Below are 20000 nucleotides of genomic sequence, written 5' to 3' on the forward strand. Positions count from 1 at the left end.
CCTGATGGCAGCGCAAGTCCGCAGGGGCTTGCGCTGTTTGCATTTGTAATCAAGCCCTGTCCAAGGAGGAAAACCATGGCTGGCAAACAATTTACCCGTGCTGATCGTGTCGCTCAGCAAATCCAGCGTGATCTGGCAACGGTGATCCGTGCTGAGCTCGATCATCCGCAAGCATCACTGATCACCATTACCGATGTGGAAGTGACGCGCGATTATTCGCACGCCAAGATTTTTTATACCTTCTTGGGTGACGCGGCGGAGCGCGATGAGATCGCCGCGGTACTGGAGCGGGCCAAAGGCTTTTTGCGCGCACAAATTGCCCGCACCATTACGCTGTTCAAAATGCCTGAGCTGCATTTTCATTACGATGTCTCGATTGAATACGGGATGAATCTGGCGCAGAAAATCCGCGAAGCCAACGAGTTGCCCAAGGCCAAAGACGAAGATGGCCAAGCGTAAGCTCGATGGCGTGTTGCTGCTGGATAAGCCGTTTGGCATCAGTAGCACCGCAGCGCTGAATAAATGCCGCTGGCTATTGCAGGCCGAAAAAGGGGGGCATACCGGCGTCCTAGATCCTTACGCCACCGGCTTGTTGCCGCTGTGTTTTGGTGAGGCAACCAAGTTTGCCCAGCGCATGCTGGACGCGGATAAAGGCTATCGCGCACATATCCGGTTTGGTGAGGTATCCACGACGCTGGATGGCGAGGGTGAGATCACGGTAACGGGCGTGGCGCCCGCCTCCGAAGCGGAGGTTGCCGCGGTGCTGACGCAGTTTATGGGCGAGATCGAACAACCCCCCCCCTGTATTCGGCGCTAAAGGTTGATGGTAAAGCGTTGTATGAATATGCCCGCCAGGGGGTGGAGCTGGAACGCAAAGCGCGGCCAATCCGGATTGATGAGCTGACGATTGTGTCGTACAAGGCGCCCGATCTGGTGTTGGATGTACGGTGCTCCAAAGGCACTTACATCAGGGTATTGGCTCAGGATCTAGGTAATGCCTTGGGTTGCGGCGCATACCTCACTGGTTTACGCCGAACTCTAACCGGCGGCTTTCGCTTGGAAGATGCAGTTAGCCTTGATGATTTCATTGCGCTGGAGATGCCGGCGCGTGAAGCGTTATTGCTGTCGGCAGATCAATTGCTATCCAATTTGCCGGCGCTTTATCTCGAGGCCGAGCAAAGTACGGCCATTCGGCATGGCATGCCGGTGCGGGGTTTGCCGACCAGCGAGCGGGGTGAAGTTAAGCTTTACGATCAAGGGCAAAAGCCGGATAATGCACGGTTTATCGGTTTGGGCGAAGTGGGCGCTGATGGCGTGCTGCGGTCCAAACGTCTGCTGGCAACCGCTTAGGCGCGCGCCAGTTAATGGAGCCACACCGGGCGTTTGCTCAGGTCTGGCTTGTCTAGTGGCTCTGCCACTTTTTATGGAGTAGTAAAATGACTGTAACTGTTGCTCAAAAAGCTGACATCGTTAAAGAATTCCAACACGCCCCAGGCGATACCGGTTCTTCTGAAGTCCAAATCGCATTGTTGACTGCACGCATCAACGATCTGACCCCTCACTTCAAAGAGCACAAAAAAGATCACCACTCACGTCGTGGTCTGCTGAAACTGGTTTCTCGTCGTCGTCGTCTGCTGGACTACCTGAAACGCACTAACGTAGACAGCTACCGCAACGTGATTGCTAAGCTGGGTCTGCGCAAGTAATTCAGCTAAAAGTCGCAGCTTAGGCTGCGACTTTTTTCATTTTATCCCTCCTCGAATTTCCCAATTCCCTGTTACTGCCCAATAGCGATTCCGGCGGTAGAACAGGGTCAAGTTGTGCCGGAGTCGGCGGTAAACTGCCGTGGCATCAGCCCCAGCAGGCGCCTTTACCGCAGCGGAATCTCCTTTATCCAGGTCGCGGATAAATTGTTAAAAGGACAGAACGTGTTCAATAAAATCAGCAAATCATTCACCTTCGGTAAACACAATGTCACGATCGAAACAGGTGAAATTGCCCGTCAGGCCACTGGCGCGGTAATGGTGAATATGGACGACACCGTGGTTCTGGTGTCTGTCGTGGCGGCACGCGATGTAAAAGCCGGCCAAGACTTTTTCCCGTTGACTGTTGATTACTTCGAGCGGACTTATGCCGCCGGTAAAATCCCGGGCGGTTTCTTCAAACGTGAAGGCAAGCCGAGCGAAAAAGAAGTACTGACCAGCCGTCTGATCGATCGTCCGATCCGTCCGCTGTTCCCAGAGGGTTTCTACAACGACATCCAGATCGTTGCGACCGTGATGTCGATCAACCCAGAAATCGACTCTGATATCCCAGCCATGATCGGTGCATCTGCCGCGCTGGCGATCTCTGGTGTGCCATTTGATGGCCCAATTGGTGCGGCCCGCGTGGGTTACATCAATGGCGAATATGTACTGTGCCCAACTCTGACCGAAATGAAAGACAGCCAGATGGATCTGGTGGTGGCCGGTACTAATCAAGCCGTACTGATGGTTGAATCAGAAGCCAACGAATTGCCAGAAAGCGTGATGTTGGGCGCAGTGGTATTTGGTCACGAGCAAATGCAAGTAGCGATCAATGCCATCAACGAATTGGCCGATGAAGTGAATCCAGAGCTGCTGGAATGGAATGAGCCAGTTAAAAACGAAGCGCTGATCGCCCAAATTCGCGGCATTGCAGCTGAAGGTCTGGCACAAGCATTCAAACTGCGTCAGAAGCAACTGCGCACGCAAAAAATCAATGAAACTTGGGCGCTGGTTAAATCAGCACTGATCACCGAAGAGACCGATACACTGGCCGCCAATGAAATCAAATCGATTTTCAAAGGTCTGGAAGCAGAAATCGTGCGTGGTCAGATTCTGGCCGGCGAGCCACGGATTGACGGTCGTGATACCCGCACTGTGCGCCCAATCAGCATTCGCACTGGCGTATTGCCACGCGTACACGGCTCGGTGCTGTTTACGCGCGGTGAAACTCAGGCCATCGTTGCGGCAACGCTGGGTACCAAGCTGGATGAGCAGAAGATTGATGCGCTGCACGGTGAGTATTCTGATCACTTCATGCTGCACTACAACTTCCCTCCGTACTCAACTGGTGAGGTTGGCCGTGTAGGCGTGCCAAAACGTCGCGAAATCGGTCACGGCCGCTTGGCGAAACGTGCGCTGGTCGCGATGTTGCCAGCCAAAGAAGATTTCGCCTACTCAATGCGCGTGGTGTCTGAAATTACCGAATCGAATGGTTCGTCATCAATGGCTTCGGTATGTGGTGGCTGCTTGGCGCTGATGGATGCTGGCGTACCACTGAAAAACCACGTGGCCGGTATTGCCATGGGTCTGATCAAAGAAGGTAATTCTTTTGCCGTCTTGACCGACATCCTGGGTGATGAAGATCATCTTGGCGATATGGACTTCAAAGTAGCCGGTACCGAGAATGGTGTGACTGCGCTGCAGATGGACATCAAGATCAACGGCATTACCAAAGAAATCATGGCTGTGGCGCTGGATCAGGCTAAAGAAGGTCGCCAGCACATTCTGGGCATCATGAAAGGCGCGCTGGATGGCGCTCGTGAAGAAGTGAGCGCCCATGCGCCGCGTCTGTACACCATGAAGATCAATCCAGAGAAAATCCGTGATGTGATTGGTAAAGGTGGTTCGGTGATCCGGGCGCTGACCGAAGAAACTGGCACCCAGATTGATATCGCTGAAGACGGCACCATCACCATTGCTTCAATCTCAGGTGCAGGCGCGGAAGAAGCGCGTCGCCGGATCGAAGAAATCACCGCTGAAGTTGAAATCGGTCGCGTGTATGAAGGCCCGGTGGTGAAGATCCTCGACAAGAATGTCGGCGCGATCGTATCGATCATGCCAGGCAAAGACGGTCTGGTGCACATCAGCCAAATCGCCAACGAGCGCATCGCTAATGTGGCTGACCATCTGCAAGAAGGTCAGATCGTACGCGTGAAAGTGATCGAGCAAGACGAAAAAGGCCGTATCCGTCTGTCGATCAAAGCCGTGCTGAACGATGAAGCCAATGCAGCTGCGCCAGCCGCTGAAGCAGAGCAAGCACCTGCGGCGGAGTAATGTTGAAGGCCCCTCGTAAAGCGAGGAGCTGCAAACGAAAAAGGCACCTTGCGGTGCCTTTTTTATTGTGCTGCAGCTTTAATTAAGCGTTGGCGCCATTGGCGTTGGCTTTTTTGGCTGCAGTTTTAACCGCATCAGCCGTAGCAGTTGAAGCTGCTTTTACCGATGCATCGGCAAACTCGGCCACTTGTTTGGCTGCTTTGGTCATGCTGTCTACTGCGGCAGCAGTGGCTTGAACGGTCGATTTAACGGCGGCTACGGCAGCATCCGCGCCGGCTGGAGCGTTTTTCACAAAGCGATCCAGGCCAGCAACCACTGATTTATTGAACTCGACATTGCGCTCGTCGATCAGTTTTGAAAATTCGGCTTGCGCTTGTGAAGAGATTTCGTACAGATTGCGTGAGTAAGTGGTAGCTTGCTCAATCGCGGCATCGGTCAGTTTTTGGCGCAGGCTCATTGCTTCTTGCAGATCTTTAACGCCGCTCAGCTGTTTGACAGCTTTAGCGTTGTCTTCCAGCGCTGTTTTAGCAGTTTCGATTTGCAGTTTGGCCAGACGGTCAAATGAATCCAGGGAAATACGGGCAAAGCGCAGGGCGGTTTCGACTTGTTCGGTTGCAAAATTGCTGTATTGTTGCTGTGCGGTAGTCATGACGAGGTCTCCACGATTCGGTTTACTGGGCCACATCGCAAAGGCGATGCTGCGATGCACAATCCGTTGTCATTGTGGAACACGGGTTTGCTGTTGTCAAATATTAATTGCTGCGTTGCACAATGTGGTAAAACTGGCAATTACGTGGCGCTCGCAGGATAATAGAACTCTGCCAAAAAGCATGAGAACAAAGGAAGATGAGCATGGAAAAACGGGTCATCAAGAAGTACCCCAACCGTCGTTTATATGACACGACCACCAGCTGCTACATCACGCTTAATGACGTTAAACAACTGGTGCTCGATGGCATCGATATTCTGATTCAAGATGCCAAGACGGGGGAAGACCTGACCCGCAGTGTGCTATTGCAGATCATTCTGGAAGAAGAAGCCGGCGGCATGCCGATGTTCTCGTATGATGTGCTGACCCAAATCATCCGCTTCTATGGCCATGCCATGCAGGGCTTGATGGGGAACTACCTTGAAAAGAATATGCAGCTCTTTGCCGAGATGCAGCGCCGGCTGCAAGATCAGGCCAAATCGACCATGTCGGCCGACAACCCGATGTTCAGTAATGCCAATCTCTGGGGCGAGTTTATGAAATTCCAGGGCCCGGCTATTCAGAACATGATGGGCAATTACTTGGAAAGCAGTACCAATATGTTTGTGGAAATGCAGCAGCAGCTGCAAGAGCGCGCTAAGCATTTATTTACCGGATTTGGCATGCCCGGCGGTCCGAAAGCGGCGGCTAGCGATGATTTGCATCCCACTACGCCGCCGTCGGCAGTTCCCGCAGAAACACCGGTGGCTGAACCTAAACCAGCGGCTACGCGCAAGCGGGCACCACGTAAAGTTGAGTAGGGTATTGCTCTCTAGCGCTTAGATTGATTGGTTTGTATGGATATACCCCTCAGCCCCGTTTGGGGCTGATTTGTTTTAAGTGAAAATATGGTGATTGAAGATTCTGCGTTTGAAACGCCTTTGAGTGATGACTATTTGCGCCGCTTTGCTGGCATCGGCCGTTTGTATGGCCAGGCCGCTTTACGCCGGTTTGCGCAGGCCAAGGTATGCGTGATCGGTATTGGCGGGGTTGGATCGTGGGCGGCGGAAGCGTTGGCGCGCTCTGGGATCGGGCAAATTACGTTGATCGATTTGGATGATATTTGCGTTTCCAATACCAATCGGCAGTTGCCGGCGTTAGAGGGGCAGTTTGGCCGGATGAAAGTGGCGGCGGTGGCAGAGCGTTTACTGGCGATTAACCCGCAGCTAAAGGTGCGCTGCATTGAAGATTTCATTGCGGCACAGAATTTTGCTGAATATCTGGCTGGGCATGATTATGTGCTCGACTGTATTGATAGCGTCAAGACGAAGGCGGCCTTGCTAGCCTATTGCCGGCGCAATAAATTACCGGTGATTACGGTGGGTGGTGCGGGTGGCCAAATCGATCCGACGCAAATTAAAGTGGATGATTTAAGCCGAACGATCCAGGACCCGCTGGCGGCCAAGGTGCGGAATTTATTGCGCCGTGAGTATGGCTTTGCCAAAAATGGCAAAAAAATGGGCGTGGAATGTGTTTATTCAACTGAACAACTGATGTATCCGCAGGCCGATGGCTCGGTGTGTGCGGCTAAGCCACAGGCGGGAGAGGGTGTGCGCCTGGATTGCGCGGGTGGCTTTGGTGCTGCCATGACGGTGACCGCGACATTTGGTCTGGTGGCGGTATCGCGTGTGTTAGCGAAATTGGCGAAATAGATTTTTCGCTGCGGAAAAAAGAAAAGCCACGCTAAGCGTGGCTTTTCTACTGCTGCTGTGGGCCGAGATTAAGCGGCGCCAACAACTTGCAGAGTAACGTTCACAACAACGTCGTGGTGCAGAGCCAGAGCAACTTCGTACTCGCCAATTGCCTTGAATGGGCCGTTTGGCAGACGTACTTCGAATTTCTTCACTGCAACACCTGAAGCGCTGATGGCTTCGGCGATGTCGTGGTTGGTTACTGAACCGAACAGACGGCCATCAACACCGGCTTTTTGCGCGATGGTGAATGAAGCGCCTTCCAGTTTGGCGGCACGGGCTTGAGCTTCAGCCAGGATTTCAGCTTGCTTAGCTTCCAGTTCAACGCGGCGAGCTTCGAAGTCAGCCAGATTGGCTGCATTCGCGCGTTTCGCTTTGCCTTGAGGGATCAGGAAGTTACGAGCGAAGCCGTCTTTCACTTTAACTACGTCACCCAGTTGGCCCAGGTTAGCCACTTTTTCGAGCAGGATAATTTGCATGTTGATATCTCCTTTCCCGATTAGTGTTGGTCAGTGTAAGGCAGCAGAGCCAGGAAGCGAGCCAGTTTGATGGCAGTCGACAGTTGGCGCTGATATTTGGCTTTAGTACCGGTGATGCGGGCAGGAATGATCTTGCCGTTTTCAGCGATAAAATCTTTCAGGATGGCTACGTCTTTGTAGTCAACTTGAGCGATGCCTTCAGTGGTAAAGCGGCAGAACTTTCTGCGCTTGAAGAGTTGGCGGGACATGGTTTAATCCTCAATTCAAAAAATCAAAAGCTTCGAGATGGAAAATCAGGCTTTGTCGAAATTTCATACTGCGAGCGGCGAGAAACCCTTTGCTTTTAATTGCAGTACCAATCGGTACTTGAGCAATTTGCTGTGCGATGTTGCCGAGGGCAACAAAGAGAATTTCACAATCGACTTTACGTTTTTGCCCGGCTTCGGTTTGCTCTGATTGATGACTAATTGTGCCCTCAATAATTGCAACGCCAGCTGGGGTAGTGCGTAAAGCTTGCCGGTTGAGTAGAACTCCTTCGATTAAAACGTGATTACGCAGAATTCAAAGTCCGAAAATTAAGCGGCTTGACCTTCACCAGCTGATTGAGTCAGAGATTTTGATTTCTCTTCCTTCATCATTGGTGATGCTTCGGTGATGGCAGCTTCAGTTTTCAGAGTCAGGTGACGCAGTACGGCGTCATTGAATTTGAATGCGTGTTCCAGTTCAGCCAAAGTGTCTTGGCCGCACTCGATGTTCATCAGAACATAGTGTGCTTTGTGGATTTTCTGGATTGGGTAAGCCAGTTGACGGCGGCCCCAGTCTTCCAGGCGATGAATCTGACCGTTACCAGTCGTAATCAGTGATTTGTAGCGCTCGATCATTGCAGGCACTTGCTCGCTTTGATCTGGGTGCACGATAAACACGATTTCATAATGTCGCATGTGTTGCTCCTTGTGGTTTGCAGCCTGCCGTTAGCGACCACGGTCAGGCAAGGGATAAGAACCAAAGAGTATAACGCTTTGATTCTGCTTGGGCAAGGTAAGTTTATTTGTCGATTTGATCGATCTTGCCTTGAACTGCCGCCCATTCAGCATGATCAGGGAGTGGCTCTTTCTTTTGCACGATGGCTGGCCAGCGTTGGGCAAGCTCTGCATTCAGGCTGATGTATTCTTGCATTTCGGCGGGCACATCATCTTCGGGGTAGATGGCTTCGACTGGGCATTCGGCCACGCAGAGCGAGCAATCAATGCATTCGTCTGGGTCAATCACTAGGAAATTAGGCCCTTCCCGAAAACAGTCCACTGGACAGACATCTACGCAATCAGTGTATTTGCACTTTACACAGGCGTCGGTCACTACATAGGTCATGGCTTGGTCCTTGAGGGCGAAGATTAGTAAACTAGGCGCATATTTTAACAGAGCTTGGATTGCCCTTGCGCGATCTGGTTCGCGGTAGATGGAGTCGATATTGTCTCAGGAGTATGTTGGGCGTTTTGCACCAAGTCCAACGGGGTTGTTGCATATGGGCTCGTTGATGGCTGCGGTGGCGAGCTTTTTGGAGGCGCGCACTCGTGGTGGGCGCTGGTTGTTGCGGATTGAAGATTTAGATCCGCCACGAGAAATGCCGGGGGCGGCAGAGACTTTTTCGCGGGAAATGCTGCGGTTCGGTATGCATTGGGATGGCGAAATTATCAAGCAAAGCCAGCGTCATGATCGATACCAGCAGGTGTTGGACGAGCTACTCGCCAGTCAGCTGGCGTACCGCTGTAGTTGCAGTCGGAAATTATTGCAGGCTGATGGGCAGTTCGGAATCGATGGCTTTCGCTATGTAGGGCGCTGCCGCTACAAGCTGGTGCCCATGGATGTGCAGCATGCCATTCGCGTGAAAGTGCCAGATGAAGTGACCTCGGTGCAAGACGCGGTGCAAGGGCTTATTGCGCATAACCTCTGGCGTGAACTTGGTGATTTTACGGTGCTACGCGCGGATGGTTTTTGGGCCTATCAATTGGCGGTGGTAGTGGATGATGCCGATTGTGGGGTGACTCATATTGTTCGTGGTGCTGATTTGCTAGACTCGACAACGCGACAATGTTATTTGCAGCAAATTCTCGGTTTTTCTACGCCTGCCTATCTGCATATCCCAGTGATTACAAATTCTAGTGGTGAAAAATTAAGCAAGCAGACATTAGCGCCGGCGCTGCAGGCGGAGAACGAGGTCTTGCAGCTGTGGCAGGCTTTGTATTTGCTTTGGCAAGAGCCGCCTGAATACTTGCGTAAAGTTTCTTTGCCGGAGTTGTGGGCGTGGGCATTTGCGCATTGGCATGCAGGCAAAATGCCGCAAAAACGTAGCGTAGCTGTTACGTTTGACGAGAAAAACGAATATAAATTTCAATAGATGATTGAAATGTCCGTATTATTTATTTAAAGCTGATTTACTGTGCCCAGACTGTCGATGCTTGATGGATGGTCTGAAGGCTGTTTTTAGTAAAATTTGTAGACTGACAGGGACGCCTGTTGCCACAAGTGTGCTGCTCGACGCAACTTGTGGTTTGCCCGCTTCGGAGATTGCTCGTGCATAAATCACCTCGATTCAAAGCTTGTGTGTTGGCCGTTGCCATGGCCACGTTGCCAATCATGAGTCATGCCGCTGGTTTGGGGCGTTTGAATGTCATGTCCGGACTGGGGCAGCCGCTGCGTGGCGAAATCGATCTGGTTTCTGTGCAGCCAAATGAAGCTGATTCTTTGGTTGTGAGTTTGGCCCCGCCTGAGAGCTACTCCAACGCCCAGATTCCTTATCCACCTGCATCGCTGGGGCTGCGTTTTAATATCGAAAAGCGGGCCAATGGCCAGTATTATGTGGTGGTTAATTCCTCACAGCCGATTACTGAGCCCTTTATTGATCTTCTGGTTGAGCTCAACTGGGCTGCTGGCCGGATTCAACGTGAATACACGGCTTTAATCGATCCGGCTGATTACACCGGCGGTGCTAATGCCGAGCGCGCGGCGCGTTATGCCAGTAGCGATCTGCCAGGCACGCAAACAAAGGGTGCGATTAAAGGGGCAAAGGCAAAGAAAGCTCGCGTAGCAGACAACTCGGCTGAAACGAAAGCGCCAGGTGAGGCACCCAAGAAAGAACCGCGCGCTGCTGACAGTGATGCAGGTGCAGCAGCTTCTGGCCAGCATAAAGTGAAAAGTGGCGAAACCCTGGGTGCGATCGCACGCGAGGTGCAGCCGGCTGGCGTGAGTCTCGAGCAAGTGCTGGTTAGTCTCTACAAAAACAATCCAAATGCGTTCGATGGCAATTTGAACCGCCTAAAAAGCGGCAAAATTCTGAATGTGCCTGCTGCTGAGCAAATGCAGCAAATCTCAAAGCAAGAAGCCAGTAAAGAAGTGGCAGTGCAAGCGGCTGACTGGAAGTCGTATCGAACAAAGCTAGCTGAATCTGCGGCGAAAGCGCCGGCGAAAGAGCTGGGCGAGCAGGCGAGTGGCGGCAAGATCACGGCTAAAGTGCAGGATCAAGGCCAGACCGCTGCAGATGCGAACAAAGATGTGCTGAAACTCTCCAAAGCAGCTGATGCGGCCAAAAAAGCCGGTGATCAGGCCAAGGTGAAGGCGCTGGAAGAAGAAATTGCCGCACGGCAAAAGGCGCTCGACGAGGCGAATCAGCGCGTCGCGATGCTGCAAAAGAATGTCACGGACATGGAAAAGCTCGCCGCGATGAAGGCTTCTGCGGCTGCCGCAGTCACTGCGGCGCCAACCTCGGCCCCGACTGCAGCAGCTTCGGCTGCGGCGGTGGCGGCAAGTGAGGTCGCAGCCAGCGAACCGGTGGCTGCTTCAGGCGTGGCCAGCGCTGTGGCGACGGCTAAGCCAAAGCGCCGCGTGCAAATTGAAGCGCCAGTTGAAGAAGAAACGAGCTTGGTTGACGACTTGCTCGGTAACCCGCTAGTGTTGGGTGGCGGCGCATTGGCGCTGGCATTGGGTCTAGGTGGGGTGTGGTACTCGCGCCGCCGCAAGCAGCCAAGTGTTTTTGAAGACAGCATCATTACTGGCGGCGATTTAAAGGCCAACACTGTGCTGGGAAGTACCGGTGGTGGCGTAATTAGCACGCAGGCAACCGAAAATTCTTTTCTGACTGACTTTAGTCGCCAAGGGCTGGGCACAATTGATACCGATGAGGTTGATCCTATTGCCGAGGCCGAAGTGTATATGGCCTATGGTCGTGATGCGCAAGCTGAAGAAATCTTGAAAGATGCGCTGCAAAAAGATCCATCGCGGCTTGAAATTCGGATGAAGTTGTTGGATATCTATGCTGCGCGCAAAGATACTTCGTCTTACGAAGAGCATGCCTCGACCTTGTTTGCGATTACCAATGGTCAGGGCGAGTTCTGGCGTGATGCGGCGATGAATGGCCGCGCAATTGATTCGGAAAATCCACTGTATCAAAAAGAACCTGCAGGCATGGTGGATACCAGCAAACTAGCCGCTGTGGCAGCGCCTGCTGCAGTTGCTGCGGCCGCGGTTGCGCTGAGCGAGCCTGCGGTAGCGCTGGATGAACCTACCGCACCCGATGCACAGTTGTTTGCCAATAACGACCTGGATTTTGAGCTGGATCTGGACAAGGAAGTCGCAGCCGTCGCCGAGCCAATTGCCGCTGCGGCAGTGGTTGAGCCTGCTAGCGCGCTAGATTTGTCGCCGACTGACAATGCGGTTGCCGATTTTGATCTGGATCTGGATGCGGAGCAGAATGTAGAGGCTGCGATTGACTCACTGATTGAAAGTGATTTTGCTGCAGAAACTGCGTTCGAGCCGCAAGCGGCGGTTGAGCCAAGCGCTATGGATGATGGCATGCTGTCGCTCGATTTGCCGATCGATTTGGGTGCGGATTTGTCTGAGACCGCATTGGCCGATGCTAAAGACGATCTCTCGTTTGAGTTGCCGGCCGTTGAGGCGCCGCTTGAATCTGCGCTGGATATCGCGGCTCCGGCTGTCGAGGAAATTGAATCCTTCGATTTGGATCTGCCAGCAGCCGGTGCGCCGGAAACTGCACTTGAGGCTGCGGCTTTGGATGATGCCTCCGCATTGGATCTGGATTTTGATTTTGATCTGGGTTCATCCGCGGCCGAAGCTGCGCCTGAGCTTGGCGCTGTGGCTACGTCGCTGGAAGCGGATACCACGTTCGGTGATATTAGCTTGGATCTTTCTCAGGCGGCGGCCGCGGGCGAGCTTGATTTTGCGGCGGATGATCCGGTGCAAACTAAAATCGACCTAGCTAAAGCCTATATCGATATGGGTGACGTTGAGGGCGCGCGTGAAATCTTGCAAGAAGCACTGCAAGAAGGTAATGGCGAGCAGCAAGCAACCGCCAAAGGTTTGCTGGACGAACTCTAAGCGCTACGGTTAATTTTTGCCTGCAGTACATTCAATCACGCTCTGGCTTTGGCTGCTTTGTTGCTTGCCAAATTCAGGGCGTTCTTTATTGCTAGCCTTGCTGGCACTGCTATTGCCTGCGGCCTGGTGCTTGGCGCGTGAGCGTGTCAGGCGCAGCCTGCCGCGTATCAAGTGGTTGCTGTTGGCTACGGCGCTGATTTACGGCTGGACCACGCCGGGCGAGTACATCTGGGCAAGTAGCTGGTCACCTACGCAAGAAGGTATTGAGCTGGCGCTGGATCAAATCTTGCGTTTGTCGGCGGTGATCCTCAGCTTGCAGATCGTTTTGCATTACTTGACGCGTCGTGACTTGGTGATTGGCTTGGTGCATTTACTTTGGCCGCTGTCGTTTTTATGTGTGCCGATTGAGCGTTTTGCAGTGCGCTTGGCGCTGACCATAGAAGCTGCAGAGCAGTTGCTCGAAACACGACACACTTTTGCGCAGTTACTTGCGCAGCTCCATGCGCCTACCGAAGCGCCGGCAACGGAAAATCAGCCTTTGCCCGTGCTTCCATCGTTAAAGCCGTGGCAATGGGGTGTACAATGCCTGCTGTTAAGCGCTTGTGTCTTAACGTTGCTGAAATGGAATTAAAAAGTGGGTATGAAACGATTTGCACTGGCGGTCGAGTATGACGGGCAGGCATTCAATGGCTGGCAAATCCAGCCTGATCGCCAGACGGTACAGGGCGTCATGGAGCAGGCTGTTGGCAAAATGGCCGGACATCCATTGCGGGTCCATGCAGCTGGCCGTACTGACGCAGGGGTGCATGCCACGCGGCAAATTGTCCACTTTGATACCGATGCCAAGCGTCCAGTTACCGCTTGGGTGCGAGGGGTAAATAGCTTCCTGCCGGCTGGGGTTTCGGTCTTGTGGGCGCAGGAAGTGCCCGAGCACTTTCACTCGCGTTTTGTCGCCACTGCTCGGCATTATCGCTATCTCTTGTTGCAACACCCCATTCGCCCAAGCCTACTGGCGGGCAAGGTGGGCTGGCTGCATCAGCCGGTGAGCTTAGAGGCGATGCAAGCCGCGGCGGCTTATCTGTTGGGCGAGCATGATTTTTCCAGTTTTCGTGCGGCTGAATGTCAGGCCCTCTCGCCTGTGAAGCAGATGCTGCGGGTCGAAATCGGCCAGCAGGCGAATATGTTGTATTTCGATTTCTCAGCGACGGCGTTCCTGCACCATATGGTGCGCAACATCATGGGAGCCTTACTGCATATTGGCAAAGGCAATGAATCGCCAGACTGGATGGCATGGCTGCTCGCTCAGCAAAATCGCGCGGTCGCGCCGCCGACTTTTATGCCGGATGGTCTGTATCTGACCGGGGTTTCTTATCCCGCCGAGTTTGGTTTGGCAACCGAGCCAGACCGCCGCTATGGCTTGATCTGATGGGGTGCCAATGAAGACCCGAATTAAAATCTGTGGTTTGCGCGATCGCGAGACCTTGTTGCAGACCATTGCGCAGGGCGCAGATGCAATTGGCCTAGTGTTTTATCCGCCTAGTCCTCGTTGTGTCACAGTCGAGGAGGCTGCGGCGCTGTGCTCGGGCTTGCCGGCATTTGTGAGTTTAGTGGGCTTATTTGTTAACCCTGCTCCAGTCGAGGTGCAGGCCGTGCTGGAGAAAGTGCCGCTCGATTTGCTGCAATTTCATGGCGATGAGTGCTTGGCCGAGTGTGTGCAATACGGGCGCGCATTTATCAAGGCAGTCAGGGTTAAACCTGACATAAATTTGGTAGAATACGCCCAGCAATATGCGCATCCCTTGTGTCGTGGCCTCTTGGTCGATGCTTGGGTGGATGGTGTGCCGGGGGGGACCGGTGAAGCATTTGACTGGCAGTTACTGCCCGCCGATTTGCCGCTGCCGTTGATTTTGTCTGGCGGATTGTATCCAGATAACGTCGCGATGGCCATCGAGCGGGTTAGCCCTTGGGCGGTCGATGTGTCCAGCGGGGTGGAGCGCAGTAAGGGAATCAAGGATTTGGATCGGGTTCAGGCATTTATTGATGCCGTACATAGTGTGAGAAAAAAATGAACGACAGATATCAGCAGCCGGATGCACGTGGTCACTTTGGTCAACATGGCGGTATCTATGTCGCCGAAACCTTGATGCCTGCGTTGGAAGAACTCAAGCGCGAGTTCGAAGCCGCCATTCAAGATCCGGCGTTTATGGCCGAATATCGCCATGATTTGAAGCATTATGTGGGTCGTCCAAGCCCGATTTATCATGCCCAGCGCTGGTCGGAAGCACTGGGCGGCGCGCAGATTTATCTGAAACGCGAAGATTTGAATCATACGGGCGCGCATAAGGTTAACAACACCATTGGTCAGGCCTTGCTGGCGCGGCGGATGGGTAAAAAACGGGTAATTGCTGAAACTGGCGCTGGCCAGCATGGCGTAGCCTCGGCGACCGTTGCCGCGCGCTATGGCATGGAGTGCGTGGTGTATATGGGGGCCGAAGACGTGGCCCGTCAGGCGCCGAATGTTTTCCGCATGAAGCTCTTGGGCGCCACAGTGGTTGCGGTTGAATCTGGTACGCGCACGCTCAAAGACGCTATGAATGAAGCGATGCGGGATTGGGTAACCAACGTCGATTCTACTTACTACATTATCGGTACTGCTGCCGGCCCGCACCCGTATCCACAGCTGGTGCGCGATTTCCAGGTAGTGATTGGCGAAGAATGTAAGGTGCAAATGCAGGAAATGCTCGGCCGCCAACCGGATGCGGTGATCGCCTGCGTAGGTGGTGGCTCGAACGCGATTGGTATTTTCCATCCGTATATCCAAGTACCTGGCGTGCGCCTGATTGGCGTAGAGGCGGGCGGTGATGGGGTGGAAACCGGCCGGCACGCGGCGCCGCTGACTTCCAACGCCAAAGTGGGTGTGCTGCACGGCCAGCGTTCGTATCTGATGCACGATGCCGATGGCCAGATCAGCGAAACTCACTCGATTTCTGCCGGCCTTGACTATCCAGGCGTTGGTCCTGAGCACAGCCATTTGAAAGACATTGGTCGCGCCGAATATGTGGCGATCAATGACGATGAAGCCATGCAGGGCTTCCATGATCTGTGTAAGTACGAAGGGATTATCCCAGCGCTGGAATCGAGCCACGCGCTGGCGCAAGCAGCCAAAATGGCCAAGACCATGAGTAAAGACCAAGTGCTGCTGGTGAACTTGTCTGGTCGTGGCGATAAAGACATCCCAACCATTGCCCGCAAATTGGGGATTCAACTCTAATCGCCAGGGTATTGCCCTGTAGGCTAATTAATTTATAGGTTTGGTAGATATACCCTCATGTCACGTATTAATTCAGTAATGCAGCAACTGCAGGCGCAGCAGCGTCAGGCCCTGATTCCATTTATTACCGCTGGTGATCCTAAGCCCGGCCTGACCGTAGAGCTGATGCACGCTCTGGTCGCCGGTGGCGCCGACATCCTCGAGCTGGGTGTGCCGTTTTCCGATCCGATGGCCGATGGCCCAGTTATTCAGCGTGCTTCTGAGCGAGCGCTAGCGCACAAAGTCTCACTGCGCACGGTGCTGGAATTGGTGGCGCAATTTCGCCAAACCAATACCACGACCCCTGTAGTTTTGATGGGTTATGCCAATCCGGTTGAGGCGATGGGCTATGAAGTTTTTGCCCAAGCGGCGGTCGCCGCCGGCGTGGATGGTGTATTAACAGTTGACATGCCCCCCGAAGAAGCGGAAGAATCCGTCGCCGTTTACAAACGACACGGTCTAGACCCGATTTTCCTCTTGGCGCCCACGACGCCAGAAGAGCGGGTAAAAGAAGTTGCACGCATGGCCAGCGGCTATGTGTACTACGTGTCGCTGAAAGGCGTAACAGGCTCGGCCAATCTGGACGTTGCCAATGTGGCTGAGAAATTGGCCTTTTTGAAACAATATCTGCAGATTCCGATTGGCGTTGGCTTCGGGATTCGTGATCCGCAATCCGCCCAGCAGGTGGCCCGAGTGGCCGATGCGGTGGTGATTGGCTCACGCTTGGTGCAGGAAGTTGAACAGGGTGAGGCGGGGCTTGCGCAACGTCTGACCGAATTTTTGTCCGCAGTGCGTGCGGCGATGGATAGCGCGCGCGTCTGAGGGCGCAGGAGTACACAATGAGCTGGTTGCAGAAACTTTTACCCCCCAAGATCAAGAGCCGTACCACGCCGAATACCTCGGCTGTGCCAGAAGGCCTGTGGAGCAAATGCTCGGCCTGCAGTGCGGTGCTGTATCGCTCTGATCTGGAAAACAACCTGGAAGTGTGCCCGAAGTGCGGCTTTCACAATGCCGTTTCCGCGCGAGCGCGGCTCAACCAGCTGCTGGATGCCGAAGGCCGCTATGAAATCGCCTCGGAAGTCAAGCCGATCGATATTCTGAAATTCAAGGCCAACAAGCGCTATAGCGACCAGCTGACCGCATCGGCCGCCAGTACGGGTGAAGATGATGCGCTGGTGGTGATGCAGGGCAGTATTCTGACCGTGCCAGTGGTAGTGGCGGCGTTTGAATACAAGTTCATCGGCGGCTCAATGGGCTCGGTGGTGGGCGAGCGTTTTGTGCGTGGCGTAAAAGTGGCGCTGGAAAACGATCTGCCGTTTATTTGTGTGGCCGCTTCCGGTGGCGCGCGGATGATGGAAGGCTTGAATTCCCTGATGCAGATGGCCAAAACCAATGCCATTCTCACCAAACTGTCAGAGAAAAACCTGCCGTTTGTATCCTTGCTCACCGACCCGACTATGGGTGGGGTATCGGCCTCATTTGCCTTCCTGGGTGATGTGGTGATGGCCGAGCCGGGCGCGCTGATTGGCTTTGCCGGGCCGCGTGTGATCGAGCAAACCGTGCGCGAAAAACTGCCGGAAGGCTTTCAGCGCTCGGAATTCCTGCTGGAAAAAGGCGCTATCGATATGATCGTTGATCGGCGCGAGCTGCGTCAGCGTCTGGCTGACGTGCTGACCCTCTTGAACAATCAGGCTGCTGTGAATTAATGACTGCTGCAAGGTTAAGTGAGGCCAATTCGCTGGCCGAATGGCTGAGCTACCTTGAAGGTTTGCACCCCATGGCCATCGATATGGGGCTGGCGCGGGTGCAAGCGGTACAGCAGCAAATGGCCTTGCTGCCAACTTGTCCGGTCATCACCGTGGCGGGCACCAATGGCAAGGGCTCGGTCTGCGCCATGCTCAGTAAAATTCTGAGCTTGGCGGGCTACAAGGTGGGTACTTACACCTCACCACATCTGCTGCATTACAACGAGCGGATTACCATCAATGGCCAGCCCGCGGCTGATCACGACATCGTGGCCATCTTTGCCCAGATTGAAGCCGCCCGTGGCGATGTATCCCTGAGCTATTTCGAATTTGGCACCTTGGCCGCCGTGCACCACTTTATGCAGTCGGCAGTGGATGTCATGGTGCTGGAAGTGGGCTTGGGTGGTCGCTTGGATGCCGTGAATATCTTTGAGCCCACCGCTTCGGCGGTGGTGACCATCGGGATTGATCATCAAGCCTATTTGGGTGACACGCGCGAAGCGATTGCGCTAGAAAAAGCCGGCGTCTATCGCGCGGCAGTGCCAGCCTTTTGCGCTGATCCGCAGCCACCCCACACCTTACTTGAACATGCTGCGCAGATCGGCGCGCCATTGCAGCTGATTGGCCGTGATTTTGGCTACGCACTGCAGGCAGAAGGTCAGCAGTGGAGCTGGCAAGGGGCCAATGGTACGCGTAAAAATGCCTTGCCCATTCCGGCTTTGCGCGGCAAATATCAACTGGCAAACGCCAGCTTGGTCATCGCCTTGCTCGAGGCGCTCAAGCCGCAGCTTCCTGTGAGCTTAAACGACATCAAACGTGGCCTGCTTGAAGTCGAGTGGCCGGCTCGTTTCCAGGTATTGCCCGGCAGGCCAGTTGTGGTGCTGGATGTAGCGCATAACCCCCATGCGGCATTGGTTTTTAAAAGCTGCCTTGACCAGATGGCGTATCACCCGGTGACACATGCTGTGCTGGGTATGATGCAGGATAAAGATGTCGCGGGTGTGCTCGACATTGTGGCCGACCGGATTGATGTTTGGCATGTGGCTGCCCCGCAATTGCCGCGTGCGCTGCCAGCCGCGCAGCTGGCCGAGCTTATCCTGCAACGGGCACCACGGGCACGGGTAGTGCAATACGAAAGTGTTGAAAAAGCTTACCGTGCCGCCTGTGAGAGCGCTGCCGAAGCTGATAGAATCTTGGTCTTTGGATCTTTCTTCACCGTGTCGGAAGTGCTGCAGGCACGCGGATAATTTTATGGCGAATGTAAGCGACGAATTGTTGCAGCTGCGTAAACGAGCGCGGCGACGTTTGGTTGGGGCGATCGCCTTGGTGGTTTTTGCATTAACCGTGCTGTGGACGGCACTGGATGGCGAGCCACCTAAATCCTTACTTGAGCAACAAACCGTCGAAATCATTTCCAGCGCACCGGCGTTATCGTCGGTCGTCAGTCTCAATTCACCACAGCCCGCTAGCAGTCAGGCCGCCAGTGCCGTAGTCGCAGAGGCAAGTACTGCCATTGAAGCCGAGCCATTGCCAGTCGAGCCGATTGCGGATGCCTCACGTGTCGCGCCAGTGGCTTTGCCAGGTAAATTGGTAACACATCAGGAAAATGCGCCTAAAGCGGTTGAGCCTGCCCAGCCCGTGGAAGTTGTCAAAGCGCCAAGCCCTAAACCAAGTGCTAAACCTGCGCCAACCCCCAAACCCACTGCTAAGCCCACACCGCTGAGCACCAAAAAGCCGCAAGCTACCAAAGCCCCGGCGGCCGATCCCAAAGCAATTCTCGAAGGCGGCGGTTTGCCACCTGCAAGCAGTAGTAGCGACAAAATCTATTACATTCAGATTGGTGCGTTTGCTGACGCTGAAAAAGCCGCGCAAACCGTGAAAAAACTGAAAGACGCTGGTATTCCGGCACGCAGCGAAGTTGTAACGACCAGCAAAGGCGAGCTAACCCGCGTGCGCATTGGCCCGGGTAATGATGAGGCCAAGGCCAAAGTCTGGCTCAAGCGGCTGGAGTCGCTGGGTGTGCAAGGTACTCTGGTTAGCAAACCTGCCCCATGACCCAGTTTGATTACATTGTGCTTAGCGTGCTTGGTTTATCCATGCTGCTATCGGTGTTACGCGGTTTAACGCAAGAGATCATGGCGCTGCTGGCTTGGGTGCTGGCTTTCTGGGCAGCTAGTCATTTTGCCGAGACGGTTGCCGCTTGGCTGCCAGCAAGCTTGCAGATGGAGAGCCTGCGCTATATTGCGGCTTTCGTGGTGGTGTTTTTTGTGACGTGGCTGCTGTCGGCGATTGTGCGCATCACCTTGAATCAGTTTATTACGGCCACTGGCCTCAAGCCGGTGGATCGCCTGCTTGGGGCTTTGTTTGGCATTGCGCGTGGCTTTTTGCTGTTGCTCACCTTAGTGATGCTGGCGGGACTAACGAGCTATCCGCGCTCGCCCGAGTGGCGAAATGCCATGTTTAGCCCGCTGTTTGAGCGTAGCGCCGAATTAGTCAAACCATTGCTGCCGCCAGTGCTGGCCAGCAAGGTCAAATTTGAATGAATTTTTGCAAGTCGAAG

Annotated in this window: 23 protein-coding genes and 1 pseudogene; 18 read left to right on the top strand and 6 right to left on the bottom strand. The window is 54.0% G+C overall.

The window, feature by feature from the left end; all coding sequences use genetic code 11:
• The first annotated feature begins 75 nt into the window (after positions 1 to 75).
• The 5 genes and pseudogenes from rbfA (at position 76) to pnp (ending at position 4079) form a co-directional block, all read left to right on the top strand.
• Positions 76 to 459, top strand: coding sequence for a 30S ribosome-binding factor RbfA (gene rbfA, locus L991_RS02365; RefSeq protein WP_028449408.1), 384 nt, complete (start codon positions 76 to 78; stop codon positions 457 to 459).
• Positions 446 to 1038: pseudogene (gene truB / locus L991_RS02370) on the top strand (tRNA pseudouridine(55) synthase TruB); the annotation flags it as partial. The gene rbfA and the pseudogene truB, both read left to right, overlap by 14 nt.
• Before the next feature lie 60 nt (positions 1039 to 1098).
• Complete coding sequence (locus tag L991_RS17975; RefSeq protein ID WP_374749635.1) at positions 1099 to 1350, top strand: tRNA pseudouridine(55) synthase TruB; 252 nt, start codon at positions 1099 to 1101, stop codon at positions 1348 to 1350.
• Between the two features lie 86 nt (positions 1351 to 1436).
• Positions 1437 to 1706, top strand: a complete 270-nt coding sequence (gene rpsO / locus L991_RS02375) for a 30S ribosomal protein S15 (RefSeq protein ID WP_028449406.1) — start codon at positions 1437 to 1439, stop codon at positions 1704 to 1706.
• Positions 1707 to 1928: 222 nt separating this feature from the next.
• Positions 1929 to 4079 carry a polyribonucleotide nucleotidyltransferase gene (gene pnp, locus L991_RS02380; RefSeq protein ID WP_028449405.1) on the top strand — a complete coding sequence of 717 codons (2151 nt, stop codon included), beginning with the start codon at positions 1929 to 1931 and terminating at the stop codon, positions 4077 to 4079.
• A gap of 82 nt (positions 4080 to 4161) precedes the next feature.
• Here pnp and L991_RS02385 read toward each other — a convergent pair whose 3' ends face one another.
• Positions 4162 to 4728 carry a phasin family protein gene (locus L991_RS02385; protein WP_047391816.1) on the bottom strand — a complete coding sequence of 189 codons (567 nt, stop codon included), beginning with the start codon at positions 4726 to 4728 and terminating at the stop codon, positions 4162 to 4164.
• 203 nt (positions 4729 to 4931) lie between these two features.
• On the opposite strand from L991_RS02385, the gene phaR reads away from it, so the two are divergent.
• Both phaR and tcdA read left to right on the top strand, forming a co-directional pair.
• Entirely contained in the window at positions 4932 to 5588 is a 657-nt protein-coding gene (gene phaR, locus L991_RS02390) for a polyhydroxyalkanoate synthesis repressor PhaR (RefSeq protein WP_231550467.1), read from the top strand.
• Positions 5589 to 5678: 90 nt separating this feature from the next.
• The gene (gene tcdA / locus L991_RS02395; RefSeq protein WP_231550468.1) at positions 5679 to 6479 is read left to right on the top strand and encodes a tRNA cyclic N6-threonylcarbamoyladenosine(37) synthase TcdA; all 801 of its coding nucleotides are present in this window, start codon (positions 5679 to 5681) and stop codon (positions 6477 to 6479) included.
• Positions 6480 to 6547: 68 nt separating this feature from the next.
• On the opposite strand, the gene rplI is transcribed toward tcdA, so the two are convergent.
• From rplI to fdxA, 5 genes are all read right to left on the bottom strand, one after another.
• On the bottom strand, positions 6548 to 6997 hold the full coding sequence (rplI, locus tag L991_RS02400; RefSeq protein WP_047391826.1) for a 50S ribosomal protein L9: 450 nt from the start codon (positions 6995 to 6997) through the stop codon (positions 6548 to 6550).
• 20 nt (positions 6998 to 7017) lie between these two features.
• A complete protein-coding gene (rpsR, locus tag L991_RS02405; protein WP_028449400.1) occupies positions 7018 to 7245 on the bottom strand; it encodes a 30S ribosomal protein S18 in 228 nt (75 codons plus the stop codon).
• A 10-nt stretch (positions 7246 to 7255) separates the two neighbouring features.
• Complete coding sequence (gene priB, locus L991_RS17980) at positions 7256 to 7558, bottom strand: primosomal replication protein N (protein WP_081986448.1); 303 nt, start codon at positions 7556 to 7558, stop codon at positions 7256 to 7258.
• Positions 7559 to 7572: 14 nt separating this feature from the next.
• Positions 7573 to 7938 carry a 30S ribosomal protein S6 gene (gene rpsF, locus L991_RS02410; protein ID WP_028449399.1) on the bottom strand — a complete coding sequence of 122 codons (366 nt, stop codon included), beginning with the start codon at positions 7936 to 7938 and terminating at the stop codon, positions 7573 to 7575.
• A gap of 103 nt (positions 7939 to 8041) precedes the next feature.
• Positions 8042 to 8365 carry a ferredoxin FdxA gene (gene fdxA, locus L991_RS02415; RefSeq protein ID WP_047391829.1) on the bottom strand — a complete coding sequence of 108 codons (324 nt, stop codon included), beginning with the start codon at positions 8363 to 8365 and terminating at the stop codon, positions 8042 to 8044.
• An 88-nt stretch (positions 8366 to 8453) separates the two neighbouring features.
• On the opposite strand from fdxA, the gene gluQRS reads away from it, so the two are divergent.
• The 11 genes from gluQRS to L991_RS02470 all read left to right on the top strand — a co-directional run bounded on the left by gluQRS (position 8454) and on the right by L991_RS02470 (position 19983).
• On the top strand, positions 8454 to 9392 hold the full coding sequence (gluQRS, locus tag L991_RS02420; RefSeq protein WP_047391832.1) for a tRNA glutamyl-Q(34) synthetase GluQRS: 939 nt from the start codon (positions 8454 to 8456) through the stop codon (positions 9390 to 9392).
• Positions 9393 to 9613: 221 nt separating this feature from the next.
• A complete protein-coding gene (locus L991_RS02425) occupies positions 9614 to 12385 on the top strand; it encodes a FimV/HubP family polar landmark protein (protein ID WP_052190521.1) in 2772 nt (923 codons plus the stop codon).
• Positions 12386 to 12473: 88 nt separating this feature from the next.
• The gene (locus L991_RS16260) at positions 12474 to 13016 is read left to right on the top strand and encodes a hypothetical protein (RefSeq protein WP_052190522.1); all 543 of its coding nucleotides are present in this window, start codon (positions 12474 to 12476) and stop codon (positions 13014 to 13016) included.
• Between the two features lie 9 nt (positions 13017 to 13025).
• Positions 13026 to 13811, top strand: a complete 786-nt coding sequence (gene truA / locus L991_RS02435) for a tRNA pseudouridine(38-40) synthase TruA (protein WP_047391838.1) — start codon at positions 13026 to 13028, stop codon at positions 13809 to 13811.
• Positions 13812 to 13821: 10 nt separating this feature from the next.
• On the top strand, positions 13822 to 14454 hold the full coding sequence (locus tag L991_RS02440; protein WP_047391840.1) for a phosphoribosylanthranilate isomerase: 633 nt from the start codon (positions 13822 to 13824) through the stop codon (positions 14452 to 14454).
• Positions 14451 to 15656, top strand: coding sequence for a tryptophan synthase subunit beta (trpB, locus tag L991_RS02445; protein WP_047391842.1), 1206 nt, complete (start codon positions 14451 to 14453; stop codon positions 15654 to 15656). The genes L991_RS02440 and trpB overlap by 4 nt, the downstream gene beginning before the upstream one ends.
• Positions 15657 to 15713: 57 nt before the next feature.
• On the top strand, positions 15714 to 16517 hold the full coding sequence (gene trpA / locus L991_RS02450; RefSeq protein WP_028449392.1) for a tryptophan synthase subunit alpha: 804 nt from the start codon (positions 15714 to 15716) through the stop codon (positions 16515 to 16517).
• Between the two features lie 17 nt (positions 16518 to 16534).
• Positions 16535 to 17401: an acetyl-CoA carboxylase, carboxyltransferase subunit beta gene (gene accD / locus L991_RS02455; RefSeq protein WP_047391844.1), complete on the top strand. Its 867-nt coding sequence runs from the start codon at positions 16535 to 16537 to the stop codon at positions 17399 to 17401.
• On the top strand, positions 17401 to 18687 hold the full coding sequence (gene folC, locus L991_RS02460) for a bifunctional tetrahydrofolate synthase/dihydrofolate synthase (protein ID WP_047391848.1): 1287 nt from the start codon (positions 17401 to 17403) through the stop codon (positions 18685 to 18687). Before accD ends, folC begins: the two co-directional genes overlap by 1 nt.
• A gap of 4 nt (positions 18688 to 18691) precedes the next feature.
• Complete coding sequence (locus tag L991_RS02465; RefSeq protein ID WP_047391850.1) at positions 18692 to 19495, top strand: SPOR domain-containing protein; 804 nt, start codon at positions 18692 to 18694, stop codon at positions 19493 to 19495.
• Positions 19492 to 19983 (top strand): CvpA family protein, encoded by a 492-nt coding sequence (locus L991_RS02470; protein WP_047391852.1) that lies wholly within the window; start codon positions 19492 to 19494, stop codon positions 19981 to 19983. The genes L991_RS02465 and L991_RS02470 overlap by 4 nt, the downstream gene beginning before the upstream one ends.
• Positions 19984 to 20000: the final 17 nt, after the last annotated feature.

Source organism: Chitinibacter sp. ZOR0017 (assembly GCF_000799095.1).
Lineage (GTDB): Bacteria > Pseudomonadota > Gammaproteobacteria > Burkholderiales > Chitinibacteraceae > Chitinibacter > Chitinibacter tainanensis.